The sequence below is a fragment of the Streptomyces sp. BA2 genome (genome assembly GCF_009769735.1).
Taxonomy (GTDB): Bacteria; Actinomycetota; Actinomycetes; order Streptomycetales; family Streptomycetaceae; genus Streptomyces.
Window position 1 is genome coordinate 2,005,056 of record NZ_WSRO01000002.1, and the last position, 13,379, is coordinate 2,018,434.

The 13,379-nt window shown below is 70.0% G+C and carries 12 protein-coding genes; 1 reads left to right on the forward strand and 11 read right to left on the reverse strand.

Annotation, left to right across the window (positions count from 1 at the left end; all coding sequences use genetic code 11):
* Positions 1–18: 18 nt before the first annotated feature.
* The 6 genes from carB to pyrR all read right to left on the reverse strand — a co-directional run bounded on the left by carB (position 19) and on the right by pyrR (position 7,993).
* Positions 19–3,327 carry a carbamoyl-phosphate synthase large subunit gene (gene carB, locus E5671_RS11600; RefSeq protein ID WP_160503763.1) on the reverse strand — a complete coding sequence of 1,103 codons (3,309 nt, stop codon included), beginning with the start codon at positions 3,325–3,327 and terminating at the stop codon, positions 19–21.
* A complete protein-coding gene (gene carA / locus E5671_RS11605; RefSeq protein WP_160503764.1) occupies positions 3,320–4,477 on the reverse strand; it encodes a glutamine-hydrolyzing carbamoyl-phosphate synthase small subunit in 1,158 nt (385 codons plus the stop codon). The genes carB and carA overlap by 8 nt, the downstream gene beginning before the upstream one ends.
* Complete coding sequence (locus E5671_RS11610) at positions 4,474–5,067, reverse strand: PH-like domain-containing protein (protein WP_336605735.1); 594 nt, start codon at positions 5,065–5,067, stop codon at positions 4,474–4,476. Before E5671_RS11610 ends, carA begins: the two co-directional genes overlap by 4 nt.
* Positions 5,064–6,350 carry a dihydroorotase gene (locus E5671_RS11615; RefSeq protein ID WP_160503765.1) on the reverse strand — a complete coding sequence of 429 codons (1,287 nt, stop codon included), beginning with the start codon at positions 6,348–6,350 and terminating at the stop codon, positions 5,064–5,066. Before E5671_RS11615 ends, E5671_RS11610 begins: the two co-directional genes overlap by 4 nt.
* A 3-nt stretch (positions 6,351–6,353) precedes the next feature.
* Entirely contained in the window at positions 6,354–7,340 is a 987-nt protein-coding gene (locus tag E5671_RS11620) for an aspartate carbamoyltransferase catalytic subunit (RefSeq protein WP_160503766.1), read from the reverse strand.
* An 80-nt stretch (positions 7,341–7,420) separates the two neighbouring features.
* Positions 7,421–7,993, reverse strand: coding sequence for a bifunctional pyr operon transcriptional regulator/uracil phosphoribosyltransferase PyrR (pyrR, locus tag E5671_RS11625; protein WP_160503767.1), 573 nt, complete (start codon positions 7,991–7,993; stop codon positions 7,421–7,423).
* Positions 7,994–8,191: 198 nt separating this feature from the next.
* Here pyrR and bldD point away from each other — a divergent pair, with 198 nt between their 5' ends.
* Complete coding sequence (bldD, locus tag E5671_RS11630) at positions 8,192–8,692, forward strand: transcriptional regulator BldD (RefSeq protein WP_135330908.1); 501 nt, start codon at positions 8,192–8,194, stop codon at positions 8,690–8,692.
* Positions 8,693–8,899: 207 nt separating this feature from the next.
* Here bldD and nusB read toward each other — a convergent pair whose 3' ends face one another.
* The 5 genes from nusB to aroB form a co-directional block, all read right to left on the reverse strand.
* Positions 8,900–9,334: a transcription antitermination factor NusB gene (gene nusB / locus E5671_RS11635; RefSeq protein ID WP_160503768.1), complete on the reverse strand. Its 435-nt coding sequence runs from the start codon at positions 9,332–9,334 to the stop codon at positions 8,900–8,902.
* 2 nt (positions 9,335–9,336) lie between these two features.
* On the reverse strand, positions 9,337–9,903 hold the full coding sequence (gene efp, locus E5671_RS11640) for an elongation factor P (RefSeq protein WP_160503769.1): 567 nt from the start codon (positions 9,901–9,903) through the stop codon (positions 9,337–9,339).
* Between the two features lie 60 nt (positions 9,904–9,963).
* Positions 9,964–11,070: a M24 family metallopeptidase gene (locus tag E5671_RS11645; protein WP_160503770.1), complete on the reverse strand. Its 1,107-nt coding sequence runs from the start codon at positions 11,068–11,070 to the stop codon at positions 9,964–9,966.
* Positions 11,071–11,166: 96 nt separating this feature from the next.
* Positions 11,167–12,114 (reverse strand): Pro-rich N-terminal domain-containing protein, encoded by a 948-nt coding sequence (locus E5671_RS11650; RefSeq protein WP_160503771.1) that lies wholly within the window; start codon positions 12,112–12,114, stop codon positions 11,167–11,169.
* Between the two features lie 161 nt (positions 12,115–12,275).
* The gene (gene aroB / locus E5671_RS11655; protein ID WP_160510132.1) at positions 12,276–13,379 is read right to left on the reverse strand and encodes a 3-dehydroquinate synthase; all 1,104 of its coding nucleotides are present in this window, start codon (positions 13,377–13,379) and stop codon (positions 12,276–12,278) included.

Genomic DNA, 13,379 nt, shown 5'->3' on the forward strand with positions numbered 1-13,379 from the left:
TGTCCCCCTGGTGGGCTGCTAGTCGCGGGCCGCGGTCAGATGCTCCGCGTGTTCCTGGAGTGAACGCACGCCCACGTCCCCGTGGTTGAGCGCGTCGATGCCCTGGACGGCGGCGGCGAGCGCCTGGACCGTCGTGAGGCACGGCACGGAGCGGGAGACAGCCGCCGTACGGATGTCGTAGCCGTCGAGGCGGCCACCCGTGCCGTACGGGGTGTTGACGATGAGGTCGACCGCGCCGTCGTGGATCAGCTGGACGATCGTCTTCTCGCCGTTCGGGCCCTCGCCCTCGGACTGCTTGCGCACGACCGTGGCGTTGATGCCGTTGCGCTTGAGCACCTCGGCCGTGCCGGACGTGGCGAGCAACTCGAAGCCGTGCGCGACCAGTTCGCGCGCCGGGAAGATCATCGAGCGCTTGTCGCGGTTGGCCACCGAGATGAAGGCGCGGCCCTTGGTCGGCAGCGGACCGTACGCACCCGCCTGCGACTTGGCGTACGCGGTGCCGAACACCGAGTCGATGCCCATGACTTCACCGGTGGAGCGCATCTCCGGGCCGAGGACGGTGTCGACGCCACGCCCGTGGATGTCGCGGAAGCGCGACCACGGCATGACGGCTTCCTTCACCGAGATCGGCGCGTCCATCGGCAGCGTGCCGCCGTCGCCGGTCGCCGGGAGCATGCCCTCGGCGCGCAGCTCGGCGACGGTCGCGCCGAGCGAGATGCGCGCTGCGGCCTTGGCCAGCGGCACCGCGGTCGCCTTCGAGGTGAAGGGGACGGTGCGCGAGGCACGCGGGTTGGCTTCGAGGACGTAGAGGATGTCCCCGGCCATCGCGAACTGGATGTTGATGAGCCCGCGCACGCCGACGCCCTTGGCGATGCCCTCCGTGGAGGCCCGCAGGCGCTTGATGTCGTAGCCGCCGAGGGTGATCGGGGGCAGCGCGCACGCCGAGTCGCCGGAGTGGATGCCGGCCTCCTCGATGTGCTCCATGACGCCGCCGAGGTAGAGCTCGTGGCCGTCGTAGAGGGCGTCCACGTCGATCTCGATCGCGTCGTCGAGGAAGCGGTCGACGAGCACCGGACGCGAGGGGCTGATCTCGGTCGACTCCTCGATGTACGCGGAGAGGCGGGTCTCGTCGTACACGATCTCCATGCCGCGGCCGCCGAGCACGTACGACGGGCGTACGAGGACGGGGTAGCCGATCTCGTCGGCGATGGCCTTGGCCTCGGCGAACGTGGTCGCGGTGCCGTGCTTGGGCGCCGGGAGACCGGCCTCGGCGAGCACGCGGCCGAAGGCGCCGCGGTCCTCGGCGGCGTGGATGGCCTCGGGCGGTGTGCCCACGACCGGCACGCCGTTGTCCTTGAGCGCCTGCGCGAGACCCAGCGGGGTCTGGCCGCCGAGCTGGACGATGACGCCCGCGATCGGCCCGGCCTGTGCCTCGACGTGGACGATCTCCAGGACGTCTTCGAGCGTGAGCGGCTCGAAGTAGAGGCGGTCGGACGTGTCGTAGTCCGTCGAGACCGTCTCCGGGTTGCAGTTGACCATCACGGTCTCGTAGCCCGCGTCGCTCAGCGCGAAGGAGGCGTGGACGCAGGAGTAGTCGAACTCGATGCCCTGGCCGATGCGGTTGGGACCCGAGCCCAGGATGATGACCGCGGGCTTCTCGCGCTTGGCGACCTCGTTCTCCTCGTCGTACGAGGAGTAGAAGTACGGCGTCTTCGCGGCGAACTCGGCGGCGCAGGTGTCGACCGTCTTGTAGACCGGGCGCACGCCGAGGGCGTGGCGCACCTCGCGGACGACGTCCTCGCGCAGGCCGCGGATCTCGGCGATCTGGGCGTCGGAGAAGCCGTGCCGCTTGGCCTCGGCGAGCAGATCGGCGTCCAGGCGCTCGGCGGCGGTCAGCTCGTCCGCGATCTCCTTGATCAGGAAGAGCTGGTCGACGAACCACGGGTCGATCTTCGTGGACTCGAAGACCTCCTCCGGGGTGGCGCCGGCGCGGATGGCCTGCATGACGGAGTTGATGCGTCCGTCGGTCGGACGCACCGCCTCCGCCAGAAGCTCGGCCTTGTCGCCGGGCTCGCCCACGAAGGTGAACTGCGAGCCCTTCTTCTCCAGGGACCGCAGCGCCTTCTGCAGCGCCTCGGTGAAGTTGCGGCCGATCGCCATGGCCTCGCCGACCGACTTCATCGTGGTCGTCAGGGTCGAGTCCGCCGAGGGGAACTTCTCGAAGGCGAAACGCGGGGCCTTGACCACCACGTAGTCGAGGGTCGGCTCGAAGGAGGCCGGGGTCTTCTCGGTGATGTCGTTCGGGATCTCGTCCAGCGTGTAGCCGACGGCCAGCTTCGCGGCGATCTTCGCGATCGGGAAGCCGGTGGCCTTCGACGCCAGCGCGGAGGACCGCGAGACACGCGGGTTCATCTCGATGACGATGACCCGGCCGTCCTTCGGGTCGATGGCGAACTGGATGTTGCAGCCGCCGGTGTCGACGCCGACCTCGCGGATGATCGCGATGCCGACGTCACGCAGGGTCTGGTACTCGCGGTCGGTCAGCGTCATCGCGGGCGCGACGGTGATCGAGTCGCCGGTGTGCACGCCCATCGGGTCGAAGTTCTCGATGGAGCAGACGACCACGACGTTGTCGTTCTTGTCGCGCATCAGCTCAAGCTCGTACTCCTTCCAGCCGAGGATGGACTCCTCCAGGAGCACCTCGGTGGTCGGCGAGAGCGTCAGGCCCTGGCCGGCGATGCGGCGCAGCTCCTCCTCGTCGTGCGCGAAGCCGGAACCGGCGCCGCCCATGGTGAAGGAGGGACGGACGACGACGGGGTAGCCGCCGAGCTCGTCGACGCCCTTGAGGACGTCGTCCATGGAGTGGCAGATGTACGAGCGGGCGGACTCGCCGTGGCCGATCTTCTGGTTGACCTCTTCGACGACGCCCTTGAAGAGGTCGCGGTCCTCGCCCTTGTTGATCGCCTCGACGTTGGCGCCGATGAGCTCGACGCCGTACTTCTCGAGGACGCCCTGCTCGTGCATGGAGATCGCGGTGTTGAGCGCGGTCTGGCCACCGAGGGTGGGCAGGAGCGCGTCGGGGCGCTCCTTGGCGATGATCTTCTCGACGAACTCGGGGGTGATCGGCTCGACGTACGTGGCGTCGGCGATCTCCGGGTCGGTCATGATCGTCGCCGGGTTCGAGTTCACCAGGATGACGCGCAGGCCCTCGGCCTTGAGCACGCGGCAGGCCTGGGTACCCGAGTAGTCGAACTCAGCTGCCTGGCCGATGACGATCGGGCCGGAGCCGATGACCAGGACGGACTGGATATCGGTGCGCTTAGGCACGCTGGCCCTCCATCAGGACGGTGTTCATCAAAGACGTGAAGCGGTCGAACAGGTACGCGGCGTCGTGCGGACCCGCGGCTGCCTCGGGGTGGTACTGGACGCTGAACGCGGGCTGGTCGAGGAGCTGGAGCCCCTCCACCACCTGGTCGTTGAGGCACACGTGGGAGACCTCGGCGCGCCCGTAGGGGGTGTCGGAGACCTTGTCGAGGGGCGCGTCGACGGCGAAGCCGTGGTTGTGCGCGGTGACCTCGACCTTGCCGGTCGTGCGGTCCTGCACGGGCTGGTTGATGCCGCGGTGGCCGTACTTCAGCTTGTACGTGCCGAAGCCGAGCGCACGGCCGAGGATCTGGTTGCCGAAGCAGATGCCGAAGAGCGGGGTCTTGCGCTCCAGGACGGCCCGCATGAGGGCGACAGGGCCGTCCGCGGTCGCCGGGTCACCGGGACCGTTGGAGAAGAACACGCCGTCGGGCTTGACCGCGTAGATGTCATCGACGGTCGCGGTCGCGGGCAGGACGTGCACCTCGATGCCGCGCTCGGCCATGCGGTGCGGGGTCATGCCCTTGATGCCGAGGTCGACGGCGGCCACGGTGAAGCGCTTCTCGCCGATCGCGGGGACGACGTACGTCTCCTTGGTGGCGACCTCAGCGGCGAGGTTCGAGCCCTTCATCTCGGGCTGCTGGCGGACCTCGGCGAGCATCACGCCCTCGTCAGGGAGCGCGTTGCCGGAGAAGATCCCGACGCGCATGGCGCCGCTCTCGCGCAGGTGACGGGTGAGGGCGCGGGTGTCGATGCCGCTGATGCCGACGACGCCCTGCTCGACGAGTTCCTCGTCGAGGGTGCGCTGGGAGCGCCAGTTGGAGGGCACGCGCGCGGGGTCACGTACGACGTAACCGGCGACCCAGATCCGCTTCGACTCGGGGTCCTCGTCGTTCACGCCCGTGTTGCCGACGTGCGGGGCCGTCATGACGACGACCTGGCGGTGGTACGAGGGGTCGGTGAGGGTCTCCTGGTAGCCGGTCATGCCGGTGGAGAACACCGCTTCGCCGAAGGTCTCCCCCACGGCCCCGTAGGCGCGGCCGCGGAAGATGCGGCCGTCCTCCAGGACGAGAACGGCGGGAGTCTTGGAGGCTCCCCTGGTGGAGGTCGTCATCGTGCGGTGCCTTCCGTAGTGCTGGTCTTGATCATGTTGTTGATGGCCTCGACCCAGTCCGCCTGTTCGGCGGCGTGGTCCGAGCGGAAACCCGAGTCGATCAGCTTCTCGCCGTGCTCCCAGGTGACGATCAGCAGACCGCCCTCCGCGAGGACCTTGCCTGCGATGCCCTTGTCGAGGCGGGCCTCGCGCAGCTGTGCGGCCGGGATGAAGAAGTCGGCTGCCCCGGGGCGTACGACATCGAGGCCCGCGTCCGTGAGCGTCAGCTCGACGCGGCTGCGGGTACCGAGGCCGTGCGCCACGATGCGGTCGAGCCACTGCCCTGCCGTGGTCGAGCCGTGGTAGCGGCCGCTGAGCTCAAGTTTCGCCGGGCCCGGCTCGCTCGGCGCGCTGGGCAGCTCGGGCAGGTCGCCCTGGAGCGTGCCGCGCCACTTCCAGCCCTCGCGCATCAGCCAGTAGACGAGCGCGATGAAGAGCAGAAGGCCGACGACCCAGCCCGCGCGTGCGGCCCAGTCCGTCACGTCCGCCGACTTCTTCTCGGCGGCGATGGTGGCGGCACTTCCTGCGGCGGCAGAGATCAGAGAGGTCACGCGAGCTTCCCGTCGACGAGCGTGGCGCGGCCCCGCAGCCACGTGTGCGTCACGCGGCCGGGCAGCTCACGGCCCTCGTAGGGGGTGTTGCCGCTGCGAGAGGCGAAGCCCGCGGGGTCCACGACACCACGGTAAGCCGGATCGAGAAGCGTGAGGTTCGCGGGCTCACCTGCCGAGACGGGGCGTCCGTGCCCCTTGGCCTGCCCGATCTCGGCGGGCTTGACGGACATCCGGTCGGCGACCGCGGCCCAGGTGAGCAGGCCCGTCTCGACCATCGTCTGCTGGACGACGGAGAGCGCGGTCTCCAGGCCCACCATGCCCATGGCGGCCGCGGCCCACTCGCAGTCCTTGTCCTCGTGGGGGTGCGGGGCGTGGTCGGTGGCGACGATGTCGATCGTGCCGTCGGCCAGGGCCTCGCGCAGCGCCATGACGTCGCGCTCGGTGCGCAGCGGCGGGTTGACCTTGTAGACCGGGTTGTACGAGCGGACCATCTCGTCGGTGAGGAGCAGGTGGTGCGGGGTGACCTCGGCGGTCACGTCGATGCCGCGCGACTTGGCCCAGCGCACGATCTCGACCGAACCGGCGGTCGACAGGTGGCAGATGTGCACCCGCGAGCCCACGTGCTCGGCGAGCAGCACGTCACGCGCGATGATCGACTCCTCGGCGACGGCGGGCCAGCCGCCGAGGCCCAGCTCGGCGGAGACGACGCCCTCGTTCATCTGGGCGCCCTCGGTGAGCCGCGGCTCCTGCGCGTGCTGGGCGACGACGCCGCCGAAGGCCTTCACGTACTCCAGGGCGCGGCGCATGATCACGGCGTCGTCGACGCACTTGCCGTCGTCGGAGAAGACGGTGACACCGGCTGCGGACTCGTGCATGGCGCCGAGCTCGGCGAGCTTCTTGCCCTCCAGGCCGACGGTGACGGCGCCGATCGGCTGGACGTCCGCGTAACCGCCTTCCTGGCCGAGGCGGTAGACCTGCTCGACGACGCCCGCGGTGTCGGCGACGGGGAAGGTGTTGGCCATGGCGAACACGGCGGTGTAGCCGCCGGACGCGGCGGCGCGCGTACCGGTCAGGACGGTCTCGGAGTCCTCGCGGCCGGGCTCGCGCAGGTGGGTGTGCAGGTCGACGAGGCCGGGCAGCAGGATCTTGCCCTCGGCGTCGACGACGGTCGCATCGCCCGCCTCGATGCCGGTCCCCACCTCGACGATCGTCTCGCCGTCGATCAGGACGTCCTGGGGCTCGCCGCCAAGGACCTTCGCACCACGGATCAGGGTCTTGCTCATGTCTTACTTCTCCTCGGAACCGGTGGGGCGGGTGTGGGTGACGGCGGGTTCGTTGCCGCCCAGGAGCAGGTAGAGGACGGCCATCCGGGTGTGGACGCCGTTGGCGACCTGCTCGATGACCGTGCAGCGGTCGGAATCGGCGACCTCGGCGGTGATCTCCATGCCGCGGACCATCGGCCCGGGGTGCATGACGATGGCGTGCTCTGGCATCTTCGCCATCCGCTCGCCGTCCAGGCCGTAGCGACGCGAGTACTCGCGCTCGGTCGGGAAGAACGCGGCGTTCATGCGCTCGCGCTGCACGCGCAGCATCATCACGGCGTCCGACTTCGGGAGCACCCGGTCCAGGTCGTACGACACGTCGCAGGGCCAGCTGTCGACGCCGACCGGCACGAGCGTGGGCGGGGCGACCAAAGTGACCTGGGCGCCCAGGGTGTGCAGGAGGTCGACGTTCGAGCGCGCGACGCGGCTGTGCAGGACGTCGCCGACGAGCGTGATGCGCTTGCCGCTCAGGTCCTTGCCGAGGCCCGCGTCACGGCCGACGAGGCGGCGCCGCATGGTGAAGGCGTCGAGCAGGGCCTGGGTGGGGTGCTGGTGGGTGCCGTCGCCCGCGTTGATCACCGGGGCGTCGATCCAGCCGGAGGTGGCGAGGCGGTAGGGGGCGCCGGACGCGCCGTGCCGGATGACGACGGCGTCGACGCCCATCGCCTCCAAGGTCTGGGCGGTGTCCTTGAGGGACTCGCCCTTGGAGACGCTGGAGCCCTTGGCGGCGAAGTTGATGACGTCGGCGGAGAGGCGCTTCTCGGCGGCCTCGAAGGAGATCCGGGTCCGCGTGGAGTCCTCGAAGAACAGATTGCAGATCGTGCGGCCGCGCAGCGCGGGCAGCTTCTTGATCGGCCGGTCGGCGACCCGGGCCATCTCCTCGGCGGTGTCGAGGATGAGAACGGCGTCGTCGCGGGTGAGGTCGGCGGCCGAGATGAGGTGTCGCATCATCTGGGTTTACTCCGTGATGTGGAGGTGTGCGGGCATGCGGGCGCGCAGGGGTGTGCCCCGGGCCCGCAGGGAAGCCGGTCCTACGCGGAAGCGGGCTTGGCACCGAGCAGCACGGCGTCGCGGCCGTCCTCCTCGGCGAGCTGGACCTTGACCGTCTCCCGCAGCGACGTGGGGAGGTTCTTGCCGACGTAATCGGCGCGGATCGGGAGTTCGCGGTGGCCGCGGTCGACGAGGACGGCGAGCTGCACCGCGCGCGGGCGCCCGATGTCGTTCAGACCGTCGAGGGCGGCGCGGATGGTGCGACCGGAGAAGAGCACGTCGTCGACGAGGACGACGAGGCGGCCGTCGATACCGTCACCGGGGATCTCGGTGCGGGCGAGTGCGCGCGGCGGATGCATGCGCAGATCGTCGCGGTACATCGTGATGTCGAGTGAGCCAACCGGGATAGTGCGTCCGGTGATTTCTTCGAGCTTCTCGGCGAGTCGCCGGGCGAGGAAGACGCCACGGGTGGGAATGCCGAGCAGCACCACGTCTTCGGCGCCTTTGGCGCGCTCGACGATCTCGTGCGCGATACGGGTCAACACCCGTGCGATGTCCGGGCCTTCGAGCACAGGCCGGGCGACATCGGATTCGTTCGTGTCGTGCGAGTCCATATGAAACGGACCTCCTTCTCCGCCTCACGGGACGGACCTTAAAGGACGTCGAAATTGCGCCATCCACGGTACCAGCACGGGCAACGCCGCCGGTCACGACCCCCCTGAGAAGTGCCGGTACGGACCATTCGGCTTGACGCAGCCAAGTAACGCTGCGTAACCTCACAGTGAGTTACCGTTCTTCGTCCGGGGAGCTATATGTCCAGCGAATACGCCAAACAGCTCGGGGCCAAGCTCCGCGCCATCCGTACCCAGCAGGGCCTTTCCCTCCACGGTGTCGAGGAGAAGTCCCAGGGACGCTGGAAGGCGGTCGTGGTCGGTTCGTACGAACGCGGCGACCGTGCCGTGACCGTGCAGCGCCTTGCCGAGCTGGCGGACTTCTACGGCGTCCCGGTCCAGGAACTGCTGCCCGGCACAGCTCCGGGCGGCGCGGCCGAGCCGCCGCCGAAGCTCGTGCTCGACCTGGAGCGCCTCGCGCACGTCCCTGCCGAGAAGGCAGGCCCGCTCCAGCGGTATGCCGCCACGATCCAGTCGCAGCGCGGTGACTACAACGGCAAGGTGCTCTCGATCCGCCAGGACGACCTGCGCACCCTCGCCGTGATCTATGACCAGTCGCCCTCGGTCCTCACCGAGCAGCTGATCAGCTGGGGCGTCCTGGACGCGGACGCGCGCCGCGCCGTCGCCCACGACGACGTCTGATCCGTCAAGCGACAGCTGAGCAGAAACGTAACGCCGGGGTGGCCGGAACCGATCGGGTTCCGGCCACCTCGGCGTTTTACGCACGCACCTGAGCCCTCGGGAGTCCACGGAGGCCCGGGAGGCCACGGAGGCCCCGGAGAAAGCCTCCGGACGCGCCAGAGGGCCCACAGCGACGTGCTGCGGGCCCTCTGAGCGGCGTAGGAGGCTTTACGCCTCGTCGCGGCGCAGACTCGGCTTCAGATCCTTGAAGCGGCCGAGCAGGCCGTTCACGAAAGCCGGCGAGTCGTCCGTGGAGAACTCCTTGGCGAGCTGCACGGACTCGTCGAGCACCACGGCGTCCGGCGTCGCGTCGACCCAGATCAGCTCGTAGGCACCGAGCCGCAGGATGTTGCGGTCCACGACCGGCATCCTGTCCAGGGTCCACCCGACGGCGTACTGCGAGATCAGCTCGTCGATGTGGCGCGCGTGCTTCGCGTACCCCTCGACCAGCTCCATCGTGAACTCGCTCACCGGCGGCTGCCGGGTATCGGTCCGCGAGTGGCGCACCCAGTCCGCGAGGACCGTCACTACATCTGCGCCACGCTGGTCGGCCTCGAAGAGAATCTGGAAGGCACGCTTGCGGGCCGTATTACGAGCAGCCACGGTTAGCTGTTCACCCGGCCGAGGTAGTCGCTCGTGCGGGTGTCGACCTTGATCTTCTCGCCGGTGGTGATGAAGAGCGGCACCTGGATCTGGTGGCCGGTCTCCAGCGTCGCGGGCTTGGTGCCGCCGGTGGAGCGGTCGCCCTGGACGCCGGGCTCGGTCTCCTGGATAACCAGCTCGACGGCGGCCGGCAGCTCGACGAAGAGGACTTCGCCCTCGTGCTGCGCGACGGAGGCCGTGAAGCCCTCGATCAGGAAGTTGGCGGCGTCACCGACGGACTTGCGGTCGACGTGCAGCTGGTCGTACGTCTCCATGTCCATGAAGACGAAGTAGTCGCCGTCCATGTAGGAGAACTGCATGTCGCGCTTGTCGATCGTCGCCGTGTCGACCTTGACGCCGGCGTTGAACGTCTTGTCGACGACCTTGCCGGACATCACGTTCTTGAGCTTGGTGCGCACAAAGGCAGGGCCCTTGCCGGGCTTGACGTGCTGGAACTCGACGACGGACCAGAGCTGGCCCCCGTCGAGCTTGAGCACCAGGCCGTTCTTGAGGTCGTTCGTGGAAGCCACGGTTGCGGAATCTCCTGGACTGACGTGGACGACCCCGGCGCACGCGCATAGCTCGGAAAGCTAGAGCGCGAGCAGCTCCTTGGTCGTAATGGTGAGTAGCTCGGGTCCGCCGTCCGCCTCGGGGCGCACGACGAGCGTGTCATCGATCCGGACACCACCCCGTCCCGGGATGTGAACCCCCGGTTCGACGGTGACCGGCACGCAGGCGTCCAGTTTACCCATGGCCGCGGGCGCCAACTGCGGGTCCTCGTCGTTTTCGAGCCCCAGCCCATGTCCCATCAGCGGAGCGAGGCCGTCCGCATACCCCGCGGAGTCCAGTACGAGGCGTGCCGCGCGGTCGATGTCGCGGTAGGCGGCGCCCGGTACGAGAGCCTCCCTGCCCGCCCGCTGAGCGGCGAAGACGAGGTCGTACAGCTCGATCTGCCAATCCGCGGGAGACGTACCGATGACGAACGTACGCCCGATCTCACAACGATAACCGCGATAACTGGCCCCCAGGCACACGGAGAGGAAATCCCCTTCCTCCACCCGCCGGTCCGACGGCCGGTGGCCGCCCCTTCCGGAGTTCGGCCCGGTGCCGACAGAGGTCGGGAAGGCGGGTCCGTCCGCCCCGTGATCGACGAGACGGCGCTCCAGCTCAAGGGCGAGGTGGCGCTCCGTACGCCCGACAAGGATGGATTCGAGCAGTTCGCCGAGCGCCTGGTCGGCGATCTCTGAGCCGATCCGCAGGCAGGAGATCTCCTCCTCGTCCTTGACGAGCCGCAGTTGCTCGACCGCTCCCCCGAGATCCGTGAGCCGCAGCCGGGGCGCGACGGAACCCAGCGCGCGGTGCCGGGCGACCGTGAGGTCGTGCTCCTCGACGGCGAGCGCATCGGCGCCCTGGGTGGCCGCGAGGTCGGCCCCCGCGACGGCCGGGTCTCCGCCGGCCGCGTCGAGGAGCTGCACCCGCAGCCTCTCGTCGGGCCGCCCCTCGCCCTGCTCGTCGCCGAGCGGCCTCGAACACAGCAGCAGATCCTCGCCGCTGCCGAGCAGGAGCACCGCATCCTGGGGCGCCGCCCCCGCGAGATACCGCACGTTGGCGGGGCGGGACACCAGCGCCGACGCGCTGCCGCCCGCGGCACAACGCTCCCTCAGCCGCTCGCGGCGGGCCGCGTACACCTCTGACATGGGACGAGCCTATGAGCGGTGGCTCGGGACGGCCCGTTCAGCGCACCCGACCGAGCGGGCCGGTGGCGTCCCCGGGGCATCAGGTGGCGCAGGGGCCTACCACTGCGGCGGGCTCGCGATGGAGCGGGCGAGGACGTCGTCCAGGACCCGGGCCGTGGCGGGCACGTCCAGCTGGGAGTTGTCGATGATGGGCAGGCCCGAGCCGTACCAGCCGGCCATGCGGCCGTGGATGCGGGCCACTTCCTCGTCCGTGAGGCGGCGGTTGCCGCTGCGCTCGGCGTTGCGCTCCAGGACGATCTCCAGGCCGGGCAGCAGGACCACCGGCAGCAGGCCGGGGCCCACATGGCGCTTCCAGCCACCGAGGCCGACGACCGGGCGGTCGGGGAAGACCGCGTCGTCGAGGACGCAGGAGATGCCGTTGGCCAGGAAGTTCCGTGCGGCGAAGCCGCAGGTGCGGCGGGCCAAGCGGTACTGCGCCTCCGAGTGGTCGTTCCAGCCCGACTGGGGGTCCGCGAAGCCCGATCGGACCCATTCCCGTACGTCGTCGAGGCTGATGTGGGCGGTGGGCACCCTGCGGTGCTCTGCCCAGAACTTGGCGACGCTCGTCTTGCCCGCGCCCGCGGGGCCGATCAGCAGGACGGCCAGCGTGGTGGCGCCGGTGTCCGCCTGGGCCGTGCCGGGCGGAGGGCTCGGCACGGCGACGGGGCCGCCGGGCGGGAGCTGGATGTGGCCCGTCGTGTCCGGGGTCGGGGGCACGGGGGCGGCCGGGGCGTGGCTGTGCTGGGGGGCGGCTCCGTGCGGGGCGCCCGGCGGCACGTGCTGCGGCGTCGTGATGTGCGGGTGCGGGGCCGGTCCCTGCGGATGGGGGGCCGTGCCCGGGGGGTGCGGGGCGCCGGCGAAACCCGGCGCGGGAGGCGGTGGGCCGCCCGGCGCTGCACCCGGCGGCGGACCGCTCGGGTGATGTGCGGCCGGGGACCAGCCGGTGGCCGGTCCGTGCCCCGGCTGATGGGGCGGCGGCAGCGGAGACCCCACTGCGTGCTGCATCCGGTGCCACTCCGTCTCGTGCGACTGACGCTGGTCGGGCGGCGGCCGGGGCCACCCGTTACCGAACGGTACCGCCCCCGGCCGACGTTGTGTGAACGGCCGGGGAGGCCGCAGGGTGCCCGTGGCTTGTTCTGACGGGCCGATTCAGCGCTTTTCGAGCGCTAGTTCGCCACTTCGCCGTACGCGGCGAGCAGCACCGCGGGGTCGGGTCCCTCCAGGACGGTCGGCTTGCCGAGGCCGTCAAGGACGATGAACCGCAGCAGGTCACCGCGGGACTTCTTGTCGACCTTCATGGTCTCCAGGAGCTTGGGCCACTGGTCGTAGCGGTAGCTCAGGGGCAGGCCGACCGACTCCAGGACGGTGCGGTGCCGGTCGGCGGTCGCGTCGTCAAGACGTCCGGCCAGGCGGCCGAGTTCGGCCGCGAAAGCCATGCCCACGGAGACGGCGGCGCCGTGCCGCCACTTGTAGCGCTCGTTCTTCTCGATGGCGTGGGCGAGGGTGTGACCGTAGTTGAGGATCTCGCGCAGGCCCGACTCCTTGAGGTCGCCGGAGACGACCTCGGCCTTGACCTTGATGGAGCGCTCGATCAGCTCGGCGGTGTGCGGTCCCTGGGGGCTGCGCGCCGCCTGGGGGTCCTCCTCGATCAGTTCGAGGATCACCGGGTCGGCGATGAAACCGGCCTTGATGATCTCCGCGAGGCCCGACACGAAGTCGTTGACCGGCAGCGAGTCGAGCGCGGCCAGGTCGCACAGCACGCCCGTGGGCGGGTGGAAGGAGCCCACCAGGTTCTTGCCCTCGGCGGTGTTGATGCCGGTCTTGCCGCCGACCGCCGCGTCCACCATGCCGAGCACAGTGGTCGGCACGGCGATCCAGCGGACCCCGCGCAGCCAGGTCGCGGCCACGAACCCGGCGAGGTCCGTGGTGGCTCCGCCGCCGACACCGATGATGAGGTCGCTGCGGGTGAAGCCGGACTGGCCAAGAGCCTTCCAGCAGTACGCGGCGACCTCAGCGGTCTTGGCCTCCTCGGCGTTCGGCACCTGGATGGCGACGACCTCGTACCCCTGTCCTGCCAGGTCCTCGCGCAGGGCGTCGCCCGTCTCGGCGAGCGCCTCAGGGTGGATGATCGCGACGCGCTTGGTGCGCTCACCGATCAGGCCGGGCAGCTCACCGAGGAGCTGCCGGCCGACGAGGACCTCGTACGGCTCGGTGCCCGCGGTGCCGCCGACCTGGATACGGGTGGGCGTCTGCCCCGACGTCTCAGCCAT

What these genes read in the sequence shown, in the direction of transcription:
- carA (WP_160503764.1), bottom strand. Translation starts at nt 4,477, where the DNA reads ATGACGACCTCCACCAGGGGAGCCTCCAAGACTCCCGCCGTTCTCGTC.
- E5671_RS11615 (WP_160503765.1), bottom strand. Translation starts at nt 6,350, where the DNA reads ATGAGCAAGACCCTGATCCGTGGTGCGAAGGTCCTTGGCGGCGAGCCC.
- E5671_RS11620 (WP_160503766.1), bottom strand. Translation starts at nt 7,340, where the DNA reads ATGATGCGACACCTCATCTCGGCCGCCGACCTCACCCGCGACGACGCC.
- pyrR (WP_160503767.1), bottom strand. Translation starts at nt 7,993, where the DNA reads ATGGACTCGCACGACACGAACGAATCCGATGTCGCCCGGCCTGTGCTC.
- bldD (WP_135330908.1), top strand. Translation starts at nt 8,192, where the DNA reads ATGTCCAGCGAATACGCCAAACAGCTCGGGGCCAAGCTCCGCGCCATC.
- E5671_RS11645 (WP_160503770.1), bottom strand. Translation starts at nt 11,070, where the DNA reads ATGTCAGAGGTGTACGCGGCCCGCCGCGAGCGGCTGAGGGAGCGTTGT.
- E5671_RS11650 (WP_160503771.1), bottom strand. Translation starts at nt 12,114, where the DNA reads ATGCAGCACGCAGTGGGGTCTCCGCTGCCGCCGCCCCATCAGCCGGGG.
- aroB (WP_160510132.1), bottom strand. Translation starts at nt 13,379, where the DNA reads ATGGCTGAGACGTCGGGGCAGACGCCCACCCGTATCCAGGTCGGCGGC.